Origin of the sequence: Hyphobacterium sp. CCMP332 (genome assembly GCA_014323545.1) — a bacterium.
GTDB lineage: Bacteria > Bacteroidota > Bacteroidia > Cytophagales > CCMP332 > CCMP332.
The window spans coordinates 2,858,728-2,876,699 of the sequence record CP058647.1; the positions used below are offsets into that span (position 1 = coordinate 2,858,728).

Consider the following 17,972-nt stretch of genomic DNA (forward strand, 5'->3'; position numbering starts at 1 on the left):
CAACCATCAGATAGTCAAATAGATAGCCTTATGGTATAAAAATTGGTATATTAATTCCAAAGATTGTGCTATGGACTCTTTATCTATCCAAATACCCAGACTTCAGGGCGAACAGGAAATCGAAGTTGATGTTAAAATCAACGGAATACGCAAGACATACAACTATCGGATTGAGATATTTTTCTGGGAAGATTGCAAAACTCCCAAAGACGACCGCGCGGGCTGTATTCGGGAGTTGGTTGAAAAGTACGATCCCAGCTGGGAACTAATACATATTGGTAATCCTACGGAAGAGTACATTCCCATTACTTTTAGAAAAAAAAACGGTAAATAATCCTTACCTGAGCACAGTAATGTATCCTCCAACGGGCTCATCCAGATGCTGAAATACAGCCTGAAAGAAATAGGTACCCGACGGTAAATTATCCGCAGCCCAATCGCCTTTATAATCGGAAGTTTTATATACTTCTGTTCCGTATCTGTTAAATATTTTCACTTCCGTTCCGGGGTATAATTCAATATTGTCAATTTTCCATGTGTCGTTTTTTCCATCTCCATTGGGAGTGATCACATCGGCAACCTTGGCTGTATTTAGGAATATGACCAGGAATTCATTGGACCATGACTCGTTTTCTCCGCCTCCTTCAATAGCGCGAACTCTAAAGAAATGTCTGAAACCATCATTGGCGGAAAAATCGGTGTATGAATTGGCGCCGGTATTCTGGAATATTTCAAAGCTGTCCTGATCGTCCAATCTTCGATAAATTTCGTATTCCTGAAGGCCATTGGAATAATTGACATACTCATTCCAGAACAATTCCAATTGATCGAGGTCTTCGATACCTTCTCCTTCCAGCTTAATGGTATTGTGCTGAGGACTGAATATTTCGTTTGAACATAGATTTCTTGAACTCACCTGGTATTCATAATAATTGTCCAATCGGTTGAGATTATCCGTATCCAGATAAATTGAATCAGCACTTGATACTTCGGCAATTGGAGTCCAGTTGGAGGATGTAGCGATTTTTCTATACATGGTTAAGGTATCAGGTATCAATTCTGAATAGTCGAAACCTTTATTGTAAGAAATTAGGACATTGGAAAAAGTATCCTCCGGGTTTGTGAGACTTACATTTGATACCAAAGGAAGTGAAAGATCCAATGTTGGACTGAAACTTACCGGATCACCCGTACAGTTGAATTCCGAAACTTCAAATACATTGATTTCTAAATTGTTTTGATCCGGATCCCAGGTGACCAATGCAGTCTGGCTGGAATCATTTTGCTCAAAAGATCCTCCCACGACATCCCAGATATAATTTGAATTAGCAAAGCCATCGGCCACATAAGAATTGCCGTTTACGGTTTCAGCACAAACAAATGTATCAACCGAAGTAAAATCCGTTTCTGGAATCGGATTGATTTGTACATCCAAGACCAAATTTCCGGAAGTACATCCAAATTCGGTGGTTTCAAAAGCAATGACCTGATAATTTCCTGCCGCGCCCCAGCTTAAAGTCAATAAATTCGTGGAATCGCCGGCCGGGCCTCCTGGTAAAACAGACCATTGATAGGTAGAATTTGGAAAACCATTTACAGTATAGTCAATGCCCTGCGTAAATTCACATAATGATGTATCGCCTACAATCGGTACCGACAAATCCGGATCGGGATGAATGGTGACAGTTAATGTATCTGAGAATCCAAGACATGTACTCGTGGTTGTGGTCACCTGCTGTTCAACAAATATTTGCGCTACACCGGGTTCAAGAAAATCATAGGCCACCTGATTGCCGGGTAAAATGGTATTGATGTTGTGATTGATAAGCGGACTCGACCAAACGTAATTATATCCTGAGGTAAAAGGCACAGAATAGACCACGGTGTTCGCATTGCTCAAACAAATACTATTTGGCCCAACCGGTGGTGGTGAACTCAATATGGGATTGATGTCAATTGGAAGAAAAGTCGTATCGCCGATACAATTAAAACTATTGGTCGGAATCATATACAAGGAAGCATTGGGATTTAATCCTCCCCAATCTACCAGTACAGAATCATTATTAGTAGGAGAGATAAACAAACCACCACTAATGCCCCATGTGTAATTTATAAAACCCACAGTATCTAATACCGTGTACAATACATCTTCTAAATTTGGACAAATAGAAACCCCGCCAATTATGGTATCTACCACGGGCTTAGGATTAACCGTCACAAATACTGAATCATCGTCAAAACAACCATTCCATTCAATTTGCAAATCGTATTTCAGAACCACAGGATTATTTCCTGTTATCGGGCTGATTTCAGGACGGGCAAGTGTAGAATCATCCAAAAACTGTGCAGTACCCCATAGGTAATTATAACCGCTTGTCGCAGCAACACCCAAAGTATCACTTGATTCAGAGCATATGGCCAAATCCGGCCCCGGATCGACAATAGGAAGTGGTTTGATTTCCACGTCTACATCCGAAGAATCAATGCACCCTGAAACCGTATTTTCTACGACCAACTGGTAATTAAAAAACTGAGAAACCTGCGTGGTATTATTAATTGAAAGCGTAGGGTCTGATATGGTAGAGTCATTCAATCCTGACTGCGTGCTCCATGTATAGGTAAATATGCTATTATTAGGGCCTCCAATATCGATAGAATCTTCAGAACAAATCACGGTATCCGGAATGACCTGAACATTTGGAAGGTTTCTTACGAAAACATCGATTGTATCTCTATTGGTACATAAATTGGAAGGATCCGTATTTATCGCAGTCACGATGCTTTGAAAATTTCCCGAAGTATTAAAAGTCTGATTTGGGTTTGAGCTATTGGTTGGAGAAATGGGCGATCCGGTAGCAGTTGTTACCCAGGAATAAACCACACCCGGTGTAGCACTTCCTCCCAATTGTATGGTTTGGAGCCGGCAAACTGCTGTATCTAAGCCAGCATTGACCGGAGGCAAAGGTTTGGAAATCACCTCAACCGTATCGGAATTTTCACAAGTAGTACTAGAATTAATAACGTTAAGCACGTATTGGTATGTCAGATTGGTGCTTCCCGGATTGACAGGTGTAACCAGTGTTTGACAAGAATTAGGATTAGCAACAAAATTACCTATCCATGAGCAATTAGAATTAGGCCCGGGGTTTAAGATGCCTAAAGTTGTTGATTCCCCCGAGCAAATGGTATCTGCCATTCCTGCATCTGCTATTGGCAATGGATTCGTAACAACAACGATTTCATCATTAAAAATACAGCCATTGATAGTGTCTGTAGCAGTTACAATCAAAGTATCAATAATTGGTGAGGGCCCGGATATTACATTGGTGTAAAAAGGATCAGAAATGCTTCCATCACTCAGATTAAGCGCGCTTGACCAGGTATAGGTTTTATTAGTCAAGGATGCAGAACCAATTTGGATCGTGTCGCCTGAACAAAAGTCTTCATCGACACCAGCTTCTGCAAAATTTTTCACCACGCTAACCTTCACCGAATCGTTGAGCACACAGGCCGAAGCATTGGGATTACTAACGATATAAATTGTAGTATCTGTAGGAAAAACAAAAGGATTTGGTGTGAAATTGTTAGAAATAAACTGATTTGGTGTCCATTGATAACCACTCGTTCCGCTAGCATTTAATTGTACCGAATCGCCTTCACATATAAATAGATCAGCTGATGCAACAATTGTGTCCAGCGCAATAACATTGATATTAAAAGTACTGGTATCGGTGCAGGAGAGGGAATTGGTTTCAATTAAACTCAACTGATTCAAACCGGTATTGGTCCAGACCACTCGTATTGTATCGGAGGAATTTGAACCAATAATATTTCCTCCGGAAGCAGCCCAGGTGACGGTATTCGGTGCATTGATCTGAGCGACATATTCTATGGTATCAAAGCCAAAACAAATGGAATCTACTTCAAGACCCGGATCTGTTGTAGCGATCTGATCCGTAGCTTCAAATGGTCTGACGTTAATGTTTATAAAATAAATATCATTTTTTGGAGGACAACCATTATCTCTTAAATCAATCCTTACCACAAATTGTCCGGTGATACCACATACTGTCTGCCAGTTGAAATTCGTTGTAGCACTCCCTTGACCGACAGTATCGGGAAATATAGCCAATGGACCTGTATAGCCATTAGACCCATCTAAAATACTTCCACTTGGTTCAATATTTACAGAATCGTTGTTTGGATCATTTGACGTAAATGAAAATGAAAGCGACTCTCCTTCATTTATGTCGATATCACCTGTATTACCTACAATTGGAACCGGACTACCGTTGACGTTAACCGGAGATATAACTGGTGTCGGATTCGGAGCACAAGCCTCTGCAATGAAAATTATTTCTCTGTAAATCGTACCAATAAGATCTTGAATTCCATCGTTATTGATATCTCTATATTCTTGAATTTCAATAGCTAGAGAATATTTACCAGCGTTTGGAGTAAAGTATTTTGTTAATCCGTTTGATGCATTAATGAAGGCATAAGAACCTGGACCAAAAGGATCTTGAATGGAATAATTTGGGGCATAAGGTGCACCTGGAATGGCATTGGCATTATAGGTAGGTGCACAGCTAGGAGCAGTTCCTCCTGTAAATTGATCATAGGGTTGGACAAAATTATACACCAGAAAATCACCATCAGGGTCAATGGCATTATTTGACAGTGTTATGGTATCATTAGTACATAAAAATGGAATAACAACATCCTGAAACTGAGGTGAAGAATTTTGAACAAAATTGGGTGGCATTTCAGTGATAAAGGTATTACCCGTTGCACCCGCATTTTGAAGATTGTCAATTGCATTTTCACGACAGCATCTTTCATGAATGGCATAGTATTCGTTAAACGGACCTGGTAAATCGATAACTTCTGTAAATCGGTTTAGTCTAGAGCATAAAACCTGATTTATAATTGGAACACTACATCCTGGCGGCAAATCAGGCTGAACAAATTGCCTAAAGGGGTTGGTCATTGTACGTGAAGTGAACAAAGCATTTGTAGCACCATTATAGATACATAAATCAAGATTGTTTACTTCGCCATTTGGAAAATTTGAAGTGGGAAGACAGTTGACATATACATCTAATTGGAATCGATATCGGTATTGGCCTCCAAAAATTCCAAGAAACTCATAGGTGATATCTCCGCCCTGATAATGTGTAGCTTGAGAGGGCAAGGCTATCAATGCAAAAATGAAAACAATAAAGGATTTCTTAACCCAGGTAAAAATATTCGTCATGGTATGTTTTTCTTGTCTTAATTCTTAATGAATTTCAATGTTTTATTAAAGTCTTTATTTTCTATCCTTAAAAAATAAATACCCTTATTTAAGTTTTCAATTGCTATTTCAATTGAATTTTGATTCCTTTCTTTTACCAGCTCCATTACTTCATTTCCGTATTGCCCGAATACTGAAATTTTGCTCGCTTTTAGCTGGGCTGGCAAATCCAGTCTGATAATGGTTTTAGCTGGATTAGGATACAAAGAAATCAGTTCCCCGAGTTCATCACTAATACCGATTGTTCCTTTTACTAATATTCCATAGTCTTCGACTTGCCCATATTCCGGATTTGTGCAGGCAAAACTGGCCGGCAGCGGAACCGCCGCTTCATCGGCCCAAACACGCATACGAAGCAATTTATTTTTAACGGAAGAAGCCGGTACGGTCAGTGTTCCTACGTGGTTTTGAATTCGATTGTTGGAAAGTAGAAACAATTCTGTGCTTTCCTGAAATATGCCATCATCGTTGAAATCGACAAAGACCCGAACATTCGCTCTTACATTATCCGAAGTTATGACTTGAATGGGATAACTCTGTCCTTCTTCTAAATGAGTGGTGTCTGAACAGGTGTAATTCTCATAGCCATCCACAATGCTATTGGTATTGCTAATTCCGGCTAAGGATACACCCACGATGCCAAAATCAGGGTTAGAATGTTCAGTCATAGGATAGCAATTGGCGGCTTCAGGCCCCTGAACCTGGGAAACGATAGCGTAATTGAGACGAACCAGGCTATCAACACCAAATCCATTTTGTACTCTTAATTTTACCGTATAAGAACCCGTATTGGAATATTGATGTACGGGGTTTTCATCAATTGATGTATTCCCATCTCCAAAATCCCATAAAAAGTTGGTAGGATTATTATACGATTGATTGACAAAGGCAATTTCACCATTACAGCTATTTGGATCAAAAGATTCAAAATCAGCAATAGGAGCAGCATTGGCCGATCGGATTAAAACCCCATAATCCTCAATTTCACCAACAGGTACATTTGCACAAGGATCAAAAGGGGCACCACCAGAAGAAGTACTATTGCTCATTACCCTTAATCTTAGAAATTTGTTTTTTACCGCATTGGCCGGCAGAATGACCACATTGCTCAATTGACCAAATCCACTGGCTGTCATTACTTTTTCATTGGAAGTAAATGTGCCATTGTTATTATAGTCTATCCAGGCTTCCACTGTTTGATTAAAGAAAGTGCTAACGGTAACGTTTAATTGATAGGCATTGCCATCAACCAATTCGGCGAACTTATCGCAAGCAAAATCGCTGTATCCTGTAGTAGAAATGGTAGATACATTTAAATCATTCAAGGTAACATTAAAAATGCCTATTAAATTATTGATTGAATTTGTACCTGGAGTACATACGGCAGGTTTTACTCCATTCAAATCTGTAATATTTATGGTCTTCTGAATTGAATCACATCCAAAGGCATTGCAAGCTTTTAGCTCTACAAAAAATGAACCTACAGAAGTATATAAATGGCTTGGGTTTTGAAGGGTCGAAGTATTTCCATCGCCAAAGTCCCAGAACCATTGGGTTGGGCCAAAACCTGAAATATCGGTAAAATCTATATCCCCTGTACAGGCTGTAAAACTGGAAACGCTGAAATCGGCAGCCGGTGGCAGCATTGGCGCATTGATTACAACGGTATAATCTTCAGTTTGTCCAAATTCAAGATCACCACAGGGAATAGGACCATTCAGGGAGTTGACAAAATCTGAGGCAATCCTCAATCTTAGCCCTTTGCCAGTCACTACAGATGTTGCTGCAGAAATAGTAACGGGCGCTGTATGCACAATGGCATTGGTAGAATTAAATACCTCCTCATTGCTTTCAAAAATACCATTGTCATTATAATCCAGCCAGGCTTTTACATCAGAAGGCGTAAAATTACTTTGTGATTCAACGGTCAAATTAACCGTTTGCCCTTGTGTGACTGTGGTTGAAAAATCACAGGCAAAATCTTCATATGGGGGGAAATTAGCTGAAGAAGAGGTGATATTATTGATCGTATTAAACACTACACGTTCTATACCCAAAGGAAAAAATGTTTGTAAAGTATTTGGAATACAAACCGGTGGCCTTGCCCCATCTGTTACTGTGAAATTTCTGCTTGTGGAATCTGCTCCATTGGAATTAGTTACAACCAGTTTTACCGTAAAAGTTCCATTCGATGTGTATTTGTGCACTGGATTTTGAAGATTGGATGTATCACCATCACCAAAATCCCAAAACCAGCTTTGCGGAGCATTAATACTGTTGTCTGTGAATACTATAGAATCCTGACAGGCATTGACCTGATTGTCCAGGAAGTTTGCAATAGGTGGAAATGGGTTGGGGTCAATTAATACTGTATAATCTTCCGCCTGCCCTCTGGTAAGATTGGTACAAGAATTAAAAGTTGAGCCTACCGCATCTGTCATGATCCGCATTCTCAATGCCTGAGTATAAGGAGCTTTTGCCGCAGGTATAATTACATTGGTGGAAGGATTGGAAACGTTGTTTGCAGAATAAATTAATTCCCCCGGGTCTTGAAATGAACCATTGGCATTCATGTCAATATACATTTTCAAATTAACCGCAGCACTTTGATTTGTCGTGAAGGAAACCGGATAAGATAATCCTTCAATGACGTGTGTGAAATCCGTGCAAGTGAAATCCTCATATCCCACGGAAGCATCTGAAGAGGAATTATTAATATTTTCAAATTGAAAATTTGTAATTCCATAACCACAACAATAAGCATTGGTCAAAGGAGTACAAGAGGCGGCCGGTGGAATAAAGCCCGTCCTTACGATAAAATCGTTTTTTACGATCGTGTCTGATCCATTGGCATTACTCGCAATTAAAGTGACATCAAAAGTGTCGTTAATGGTATAGGTCTTAAGCGGATTTTGCAAGGTAGAAAAAGTGCCATCACCAAAATCCCAAATCCATGATGAAGGCCCGTTAATGCTAAGATCCTGAAATTGAACGACCCCGTTACAGCTAATTTGTGGATTAGCACTAAAGTCCGCAGCGGGTGGCAATACATTCACCTGAACCACAATTTTATAATCTTCAACCTGTGAATATTCTCGGTCTGTACAGGCTGTTGGAATTGAGTTATTCGCTCCGACCCATTCCGAGGCAACCCGCATACGAAGCGGTACATTGGTCAGTGCAGTTGGAGGTACGGTAATATTTCCGCTGTGAATTTGTTTATTATTTGAAGAAAAGGCCAATTCAGTTGCACTAAAAGAACCGTCATTATTATAATCAATCCAAACCCTCACATTTTCATTTTGCGTACCCGTGGGAGGGTTTCCATTGGTGGTAACAGAAATGTTATATGGAATTCCGGCTGTTAAAGTTGTAGAATCCGTACAGGAAAAATCTTCATATGAATTGGATAAGGTGGAATTGATAAAAGATGATGTCTTGTCGAGCGTATTAATTGTAACTCGACGAATACCCATATTGAATAATTCCGCGTTGGCTGCTGTAGGGCCTCCCGGTGTACAACTTGCCGGAATCGGGCATTGGGCATTAACTTCTAAAAATATTAGGCTAAAAAGTACTAGGAAGATACTCGTTTTCAAGTGTAAATGGGATTTTATTTTAAAACACGTGAAAACGCATTTCACGGTTGGAATTAATACTTGTTTTCTCATCTGTATGAAGCTAAGCGCTGGTAAGAGCACTTGAATTCAAAGTTAAAGATATTACATGCAATTTTAATATTATTCAATAATGAATTTACTTCACTTTTGGCTTAATGAAAGGTCGGATTTCTAATTGAGCGGTCAATTCTATTAAATAAGCGATAATGATTGTTGTAAATCATTGATAAGTGAATCTTGGTCTTCCAGGCCTATGGCCATTCTTATCATATTTTGGTCTTCAAGTGGTTTATCTTTACCCTGATATGTGACACAGGCGGGAAAAATCAGGGACTCATAACTGCCCCATGAGCAGGCCAATTTAAATTTCACGAGATGATTGCAAAACATTTCCACTTTATTGATTTCGCTTGTTTTTAGTTTTAAAGTGAATAGTCCACCGGATTTCTTTAAATATTTTCGAGCAAGGTCATTCTGTTCATAACTATCTGAACCAGGATACAGAACTCTATCTACTTTTTCATGCCCCTCGAGAAATTTCACAATGTTTTCAGTGGTTTTTGAAATTCTTTCCATTCGAATTTCAAGGGTTCTTAAACTTCGAATCATCAACCAGGCATTCCAGGGTGACATAACACCGCCCAAAGTCATAAATTCTGTAGAGAATAATTTCTTGTATCTTTCTTCTGAGCAACAAAGTATTCCACCCAGAGCATCGCTATGGCCGCCGATGTATTTGGTGGCGGAATGTACAATCATATCAATCCCGTAATCCTCTCCACATTGATTGAGAGGAGAGGCATAGCTGTTATCTAATATTGTTGTGATCTTTCCCGATTTTGCAATTGATGAAATGGCCTCCAGATCCTGCATATCGAAATAAAATGAATTGGGGCTTTCCAGGAAAATCAATCCGGTATTTTCTTTAACCGCCTCTGAAAAATTTTTAGGATTTCGGCCGTCTACAAAAGTACACTCAACACCATAGCCCGGAAGATAATTTTCAAATAATTGTCTGGTCCAGGTATAGGGGTTTTTTACACAAATGGCATGGTCTCCTTTTTTAAGTGTGTTCATCACAGCAGCTGCAATTGCAGCACTTCCGGAAGCAAATGCCAGGGCTTTGTCTTTGTTTTCAAGCGCGGCCATTTTATCACATAAAATCCTAACTGTTGGATTGACGCCCCTCGAATAGAATGGTTGCAAATGTTCTTTTTGCAAACACTGTCGCATTTCCTCAACCGTATTGAAAAAATAATTACTGGAAGGGTGAAGTCCCGGGCTAACATTGTTAAAATCATCTGGGCCGAACTCGCCGGTTTCATTAATTATTTCTGTAAAGGATTTCATGAAAGAAAGTCATTATAATTACTAATGGCCATTTTAATATCATCCATTTTAACTTCCTGATCAATTAATACTTCACCAATTTTTTTTGGGAGAACAAAGAGGTATTTATTGGATTTGTTTTTCTTATCCTGATTAATATTTTCGAGGACGTACTTTTGACAATCTTCGCTGACAGTATTTAACTCAAAAATGACAGATATTCGATTGCAAATGCTTGCAAGTTCTTTTTCTGAAAGAAGATACATTTGATAGGCTAGAAATGATTCTATCATCATGCCTTCAGCAATAGCTTCTCCGTGAAATTTCGGATCATCATTAAATTGATATGATTCCAAAAGATGGCCGATGCTATGGCCAAAATTCAATTTTTTTCGCAGCCCATCTTCCTTGTAATCTGCACTGACTATGCCGCTTTTGATTTTGGCAGAACGTTCAATTAAGGGCTCCCAATCTTCCCTTGTTTGTTCTGAAAAATGAAGCTGTTCCCAAAGTTCTGCATCGGCAATTATGGCGTGTTTTAATACTTCCCCATATCCGGATCGCAATTGACGGGTTTCGAGGGTTTCAAGAAATACCGGATTTATAATGACCACTTCGGCATTGTTGAAGGCACCGATATGATTTTTATACTTGCCAAAATTTATTCCTGTTTTACCACCAATGGCGGCATCCGTCATCGCTAATAAGGTAGTAGGAACATTTACAAAGCGGATCCCTCGTTTAAAAGTGGAGGCACAAAAACCTCCGATATCGCAAATGACACCGCCCCCCAAATTAATCAACAAAGAGTCCCTGTCAAGTTTATACTCCGTCATTTTTTCCCATATCATTTCGCAATGTGATATAGTTTTAGAAGATTCGCCGGAAGGTATTCTGATGATATTTTTTGTAAATCGATCGCTAAGCAGATGCAAACAATTTTTTTCTGTGTTTTCATCTACTAAAATTGCAGAAGCACTAAATTCACCCTTTTCAAATAAATGCTTAAGGGAGATTGAAACGCTGCTGGAAAAAATTAAATTATCATTCATGTTAGCTTATAAAAACCCTTGTTCAGGTTCTAATGTTCTAATCTGCGTACCGAAATTTAATATATTTGGTCTAATCATACCTATCTATGAAAGATACAAAACTTAACTTCGATAATACTTCAATCGCATTTTCCTCCAAATCAAATTGGGACTTGAGAAAAGCCAAATGGATTTTCACTTCATTTAATTCCAATTTTTTAGTCAAAATAGGGTCTGATATCATGTTGAAAGCATTGAAAATCAAACTTCCGGTTAAAGGGATAATTAAAAATACGGTATTTGCTCAGTTTTGTGGGGGCGAGACCATCAATGATTCAATTTCAAGTGTTGAAAATCTGGCTGAATATGGAATAGGGTCTATTTTGGATTATTCTGTGGAAGGCGAAAAAAATGAAAAGGGTTTTGACAAAGGGGCAGAAGAAATAATCCGCACAATAAAAAAAGCGAAAGACCAGGAAAATATTCCATTTAGCGTATTTAAAACCTCGGGAATTGCTTCGGTTAAGCTTTTGGAAAAAATACAGGCAGGTAAGGAATTAAATGAGAAAGAAAAGAATTCCCACATCAAATTGAAGCAAAGGTTTGAAAGAATTTGTCGATTTGCATACGACACACAGGTGCCTTTGATGATAGATGCAGAAGAGACCTGGATTCAAAAAATCGTGGATGAAATGGTGCTGGAAATGATGCGAAAATTCAATCGCGAAAAGTGCATTATTCATATCACCTACCAGATGTATCGAAAAAAGAGTCTGGAAGAATTAGTCAAACTGGAAGAAACAGCCAGAAAAGAAGGTTTCTTTGCAGGTGCAAAATTAGTTAGAGGTGCATATATGGAGAAAGAAGCCGATCGGGCAGAAGAGAAGGGTTATGAAAACCCCATTAACCCAAGTAAGGAGCTAACGGATAAAATGTACGATGATGGCCTTCGTTTTTGTGTGAAGAAAAGAGATATTATGACTGTATGTGCGGGTACACATAATGAGAAAAGTTCCTTGCTTTTGGCGCAATTGATGGATGAAAATAATATTGAACACCATGATAAACGATTTTGGTTTGCTCAACTCTATGGAATGAGCGATCATATTTCATTTAATCTTGCAAATGCCGGTTATAATGTAGCAAAATACCTTCCTTACGGTCCTATAGATAAAGTAATGCCTTATCTCGTAAGAAGAGCTCAGGAGAATAAATCGGTGTCTGGTCAAAGCAGCAGGGAACTGTCCTTGATTGTAAGCGAAATTAAAAGAAGAAAACAAGCCAGCTGATTTCAAAGCAAGCTTTTTCGTATTAAACCATTACTTTTGCGCAAAATTTAATATATGCCACTCAGCGAACAGGAAATACAACGCAGGGAAGACTTGAAAGCAATGATGGAATTGGGAATAAACCCATTCCCGTCTGAATTATTTGAAGTCAATACCAATAGCCGCGAAATCCATAAAAACTATAAGGAGGGGTCCAAAGATTTTGAATCTGTAAACCTGGCAGGTCGAATTATGAGCAAAAGGATTATGGGGAAAGCCTCATTTGCCGAAATCCAGGATTCCAAAGGTAGAATTCAAATCTATGTTAACAGGGATGAGATTTGCCCCGGTGAAGACAAAACCCTTTATAATACCGTTTTTAAAAGACTCTTAAGTCTTGGTGATTTTATTGGAATCAAAGGCCATGTATTTAAAACACAGGTAGGTGAAATTTCAATTCATGTTAAAGATTTAACAGTATTGTCAAAATCTCTAAAGCCATTGCCTATCGTAAAGGAAACCAAAGAAGAAGATGGCAGCATAAAAAAGCACGATGCCTTTACTGATCCCGAACAAAGATACCGTCAGAGATATGTTGACCTTGTAGTCAATCCACAGGTTAAAGAGGCTTTTTTGAAAAGAACACAGATGGTTCAGAAAATAAGAGAGTTTTTGAATGAAAAAGGCTATCTGGAGGTAGAAACGCCCATTCTGCAACCGCTTTACGGTGGTGCGGCGGCACGCCCTTTTAAAACATTTCACAATACATTGGATATGACTCTCTATTTGCGAATAGCCAATGAATTATATCTCAAAAGACTGATTGTTGGAGGCTTTGATGGCGTCTATGAATTTTCCAAGGATTTCAGAAACGAAGGTATGTCGCGTTTTCACAATCCGGAATTTACCCAGGTAGAGCTGTATGTGGCTTACAAAGACTATATCTGGATGATGGAACTCACTGAAAAAATGATTGAGCAAGTGGCCCTTGCACTTCATGGAGACACTAAAGTTCAGGTGGGAAAAAACACCATTGATTTTAAAACACCCTGGAAACGCTTTACAATGTTTGAGGCCATTGAAGAATATACAAAAATAGACATTTCAGCAATGGGTGAGGATGAATTGCGCAAAACCGCAAGAGCGTTGAAAGTGCCCATTGATGACAGCATGGGTAAAGGCAAGCTCATCGATGAAATTTTTGGTGAGAAAGTTGAACCACATTTAATTCAACCGACATTTATTACAGATTATCCTATTGAAATGTCGCCTTTGGCCAAAAAGCACCGAAGCAAAGAGGGTTTGGTGGAACGATTCGAAGCTATAGCCAATGGAAAAGAGATTTGCAATGCTTTTTCTGAGTTAAACGATCCAATTGATCAGAGGCAGCGATTTGAAGAACAGCTTGAATTGGGCAAAAGGGGTGATGAGGAGGCCATGAAGTTGGATGAGGATTTCCTCAGGGCACTGGAATACGGTATGCCGCCGACAGCCGGTCTGGGCATCGGGATAGATCGTCTTGCGATGATGATGACCAATTCAAATTCTATTCAGGACGTCTTGTTTTTCCCACAAATGAAGCCCGAAAAAGCAAAGGTAACAGCAGGTCCTGAAGCATTTAAAAAAATTGGAATCTCATCCGATTGGATTCCAGTGTTAAACAAGATTGGCATCGAATCGCCTGAAGATTTAAAGGGTATGAATCCAAATAAACTGCACAACGATGTCTGTGGGATGCGCAAAAAAATGAAACTCGATATTTCTAATCCCAGCAAAGAAGAAGTACAGAAATGGGTAGAATAATTTTCTTAAAATAATGTTCCTTAAATGCCTTTTCTGTACATTGTTTTGCTCTTTCATTTTTTTAAATGGTATAGCACAGGATTGTCAATTAAAAGTAAAAGTCACCGGCATTAAAAAAATTGAAGGAGATCTAATCATTGCTGTTTTCGACAACGAGAATGACTATTTAGAAAAACCGGTAAAAGCCATCACAATCAAGGTTCAAAATGGTGTTAACGAGGCTTGTTTTAACGCGCTTCCTTCGGGTATATATGCGATTTCTGTTATTCACGATCTCGATAAAAACGGCAAACTAAATACAAGACTCTATGGCCCTCCGGCGGAACCATATGGTTTTTATAATAATGTAAAAGGAACTTTTGGACCTCCGGCTTTTGAGAATACTTCTTTTCAATTAAAAAAAGACGAAAGCAAAAGCGCTACAATACATCTCTTTGATTAATTTTATTGCATAAAAAAACCCGTCAATGAGACATTGACGGGTCATTTATATTATTCTAATTAGTTTTTATAAAACTTTGTATTTAAGGTTCTACCATCGCTCAAAGTGAAATTCATGATATAAATACCACCTGGAAGTTCATTAATATCAATATTCATTTTATGTGAATCAGATAAAGTTGAATTAGCAATGTTAATCATCTTTTTACCTTCAATTGAAATAATTTCCATTTCAACTTTTACTGGTGTATTTAAATTCAGATCGATATTCAAACTGTTTTTAGCCGGATTTGGGAAAATACTGATATTCTCATTTATACCTAAGCCCGACAGCCCTGTTGTTTCAAGAATCAATATGTTTTTACTGATTTCATCAATACATCCATTTGAATGAGTAGAAGTCAATTTTACATTTTTAATTCCTATATGACTGTAAATGTGCACAGGATTTTGCTGTGTGGATGTTGTTGAATCTCCAAAATTCCACAACCAGGAAACAGCACCAACGGATTGATCGGTGAAAGTCACCGTACTTTTATTGATACTGGATGTGAAATTGGCATCCGGTCCTGTATTGACGTTTACTGTTCCTGAACCCGTAAAATTGCTTGTACTGCAATTATTATCATCGCTTAAAGACAATAATGAATAAGTGCTTGTATTTGAGGGCATTACGGTGATTATGGCACCATCGGAAACTCCATTTATTTGACCAAGGCCATTATTGATACTGATATCATAAGGGCCTGTACCTCCGAGCACATTAAATGTAATACTGGTTGTATCACCATCACAAATTGTACTGTTACCACTAAGTGATCCTGAACTCGGATTTGCATTTACCGTAATTACCGCACTTCCTGAAATCGCCGGATCGGGTGCGGTAATTGTATCGTTTTGATCAATGACAGATACGATGGTGTATGTTGTTGCTCCAATTGATGGAGAAACAGGAATCAATAATGGGAAAGGTCCATTCACATTGTTTACGCTAAAATTGTTGCTTCCATCGGTATACACGATATCAAATGGCGGAGTACCTGCGAGGTTTATGGATAAATCGCTAGAGTTACCATCACAAATGGTGGCTGTTCCTGAAATACCTGCTGATACAGGAGGGAAAGTCACTACGAAATTATTAGCACTTTGTGCGGTACCCACATTATTATCAATTTCTATTTTTCCTGTAGTTGCTCCTGTTGGCACATTCACTGTTACCTGATTTCCGGATTGATTAAAACCAGGCGCAACCACACCATTAAACCTGACTTGGTTGACAGTTCCAAGATTTGATCCAAAAATCAATACCGAAGTCCCTACCGGACCGGATTGCGGTGTGAAATTGGTGATTGCCGGTTGAGGAGTTGTTATTGTAAATATTCCTGCGCTTACATCACTTCCTGTTGGAGACGTAACGGTAATTGGCCCTGTTGTACTTCCAAAAGGTACATTAACTCTTATCGAGTCATCGCTAAGTACAATAAAGAAACTTGTTGCGGTGTTATTGAATTTTACTTCGCTTGCGCTGGTGAAATTTTCACCAACTATAAACACAATAGAGTTGACCGTACCTGAAGTAGGACTAAATGAAGTAATGCTTGGAGGTGGCGCCTGGATTTGGATGGCATAATCTTCGGTTTCCCCGTTTAAATAACTAGCACAGGGTCCTGTAACACCACCATCTGTAGCGATCACCCGCATTCCCGTCCTGTCGAGTGGTGCATTCGATGGAACCGTGATAGTAACCGTACCGGTTCCGGCCGGTCCATTGGCTTTTACAAGATACTCTTCCCCTATATCAGCAAAACTCCCGTTCCTATCCCAGTCGATATATGCTTTTACTTCATGGTTTGGTGCAGTACCATTTGTACAGTGTCCTGTTGTTACAGAAAGAGTATATGAACTATCCTGTGTTAATAAAGGAAAACTAGTAGTATAGTCCGAGTATCCTGTGCAATTGTTTGCTGAAGAATTATTTAGCGATTCTATATTTACATTTCGAATTTCAGTTCCTGTGGAATCCGTGGCTTCGGAATTACAGTAGGTTATACCAAGACAACCATACAATCCCGCATTAATCGCGTTCATAGAATCCAGCATTAACGACCTAAATTGCGTAAGTGCGCTATTCATTCGTCCAAGCTGATCGGCTGTAAACCTATCAAAGCATGGATCATCAGAATAATCCATGTAATTTTCTACCTGATCCACGTTACCACATGAAACATGGCCAGTTGCACATCCAAAATTGGGATTATCCACTGGTGGGGTGTCTGCACATTGATCTCCACCGGTACAACCTCCCTGAAAAGTGTGAAATAGCTCGAGCCAGTGCCCTATTTCATGCGTTGCAGTTCGACCCAGGCCATAAGGTCCTGTTCCTGAAGATGTCCCTTCATCTCCGACATATTCATCAGCGCAAACAATTCCATCCAATGCAGGAGTGCCCCCGGGGAATGTGGCATAACCCAGAACTCCTCCCATGGTATTGACTACCCAGAAATTTAAATATCTGGTATTATCCCACCAGCTCAATGCTTTAAGTTGTGCAGCCTGAGAAGGGGTGTGATTGGTAAGACTGCTTTGGACCCTAACCACGCCATCTGTACAATTCCCATTAGGATCTTTTTGAGCCAGGAAAAACTCTATTTTAGTATCAACACCAGGTCCAAAACCATTTGTACCAGGAATTCGTCTGAAGTCCTCGTTAAGGATTCTTATTTGACTTTCAATTTGGCTTAGAGCAATATTTTCAGCGCCTCCATTGTGAATGACATGAAAAACTACAGGAATACGCACAATACTATCTGCGAATCTATGAACCGCATTTGCATTGTTATTGCTTTTATTCTGACTAAATCCATTATCCACCACAAATCTGAAACTTGGATTTGTATTGTATTCTTCATGAGCTATCTGATCCGAAAAACATCGGTGTATCCCATTATGAGAAGGGATATTTTTGGCAAAAGGATTTGACTGACCGTGGGCACTTATTGAAAGCGCAATCCATAAGCAGGTGCTTAGTAAAAGATTAAATTTCATTCGATTTTTATTAAATAGGGATTGTAAAAATATAAAAACAAGGTTTGAAAATATAATTGAAGTTTTAATTTTCTGATACCTAACTACATTGCAATTGAAAAAGCCTCAATTGCAATCCAATGAGGCTTTTCTTTTAAAA

Annotated in this window: 9 protein-coding genes; 4 read left to right on the plus strand and 5 right to left on the minus strand. The window is 39.0% G+C overall.

Going from position 1 to position 17,972, the window contains the following annotated elements; genetic code table 11:
- The first annotated feature begins 70 nt into the window (after positions 1-70).
- The gene (locus HZR84_12605) at positions 71-334 is read left to right on the plus strand and encodes a hypothetical protein (GenBank protein QNL22744.1); all 264 of its coding nucleotides are present in this window, start codon (positions 71-73) and stop codon (positions 332-334) included.
- 3 nt (positions 335-337) lie between these two features.
- Here HZR84_12605 and HZR84_12610 read toward each other — a convergent pair whose 3' ends face one another.
- The 4 genes from HZR84_12610 to aroB form a co-directional block, all read right to left on the minus strand.
- Positions 338-5,257: a gliding motility-associated C-terminal domain-containing protein gene (locus tag HZR84_12610; GenBank protein QNL22745.1), complete on the minus strand. Its 4,920-nt coding sequence runs from the start codon at positions 5,255-5,257 to the stop codon at positions 338-340.
- 17 nt (positions 5,258-5,274) lie between these two features.
- The gene (locus HZR84_12615; GenBank protein ID QNL22746.1) at positions 5,275-8,895 is read right to left on the minus strand and encodes a PKD domain-containing protein; all 3,621 of its coding nucleotides are present in this window, start codon (positions 8,893-8,895) and stop codon (positions 5,275-5,277) included.
- 213 nt (positions 8,896-9,108) lie between these two features.
- Positions 9,109-10,266, minus strand: a complete 1,158-nt coding sequence (locus tag HZR84_12620; protein QNL22747.1) for a PLP-dependent transferase — start codon at positions 10,264-10,266, stop codon at positions 9,109-9,111.
- The gene (gene aroB / locus HZR84_12625) at positions 10,263-11,297 is read right to left on the minus strand and encodes a 3-dehydroquinate synthase (protein QNL22748.1); all 1,035 of its coding nucleotides are present in this window, start codon (positions 11,295-11,297) and stop codon (positions 10,263-10,265) included. Before aroB ends, HZR84_12620 begins: the two co-directional genes overlap by 4 nt.
- Before the next feature lie 86 nt (positions 11,298-11,383).
- Between aroB and HZR84_12630 the strand changes: the two genes are divergently transcribed.
- The 3 genes from HZR84_12630 to HZR84_12640 are packed head-to-tail and all read left to right on the plus strand — an operon-like array spanning position 11,384 to position 14,789.
- Positions 11,384-12,565, plus strand: coding sequence for a proline dehydrogenase family protein (locus tag HZR84_12630; protein QNL22749.1), 1,182 nt, complete (start codon positions 11,384-11,386; stop codon positions 12,563-12,565).
- A gap of 54 nt (positions 12,566-12,619) precedes the next feature.
- On the plus strand, positions 12,620-14,347 hold the full coding sequence (gene lysS / locus HZR84_12635) for a lysine--tRNA ligase (protein ID QNL22750.1): 1,728 nt from the start codon (positions 12,620-12,622) through the stop codon (positions 14,345-14,347).
- A 13-nt stretch (positions 14,348-14,360) separates the two neighbouring features.
- Positions 14,361-14,789, plus strand: coding sequence for a DUF2141 domain-containing protein (locus HZR84_12640; GenBank protein QNL22751.1), 429 nt, complete (start codon positions 14,361-14,363; stop codon positions 14,787-14,789).
- A gap of 59 nt (positions 14,790-14,848) precedes the next feature.
- Here the strand turns inward: HZR84_12640 and HZR84_12645 are convergent, their stop codons facing one another.
- The gene (locus HZR84_12645; GenBank protein ID QNL22752.1) at positions 14,849-17,833 is read right to left on the minus strand and encodes a T9SS type A sorting domain-containing protein; all 2,985 of its coding nucleotides are present in this window, start codon (positions 17,831-17,833) and stop codon (positions 14,849-14,851) included.
- Positions 17,834-17,972: the final 139 nt, after the last annotated feature.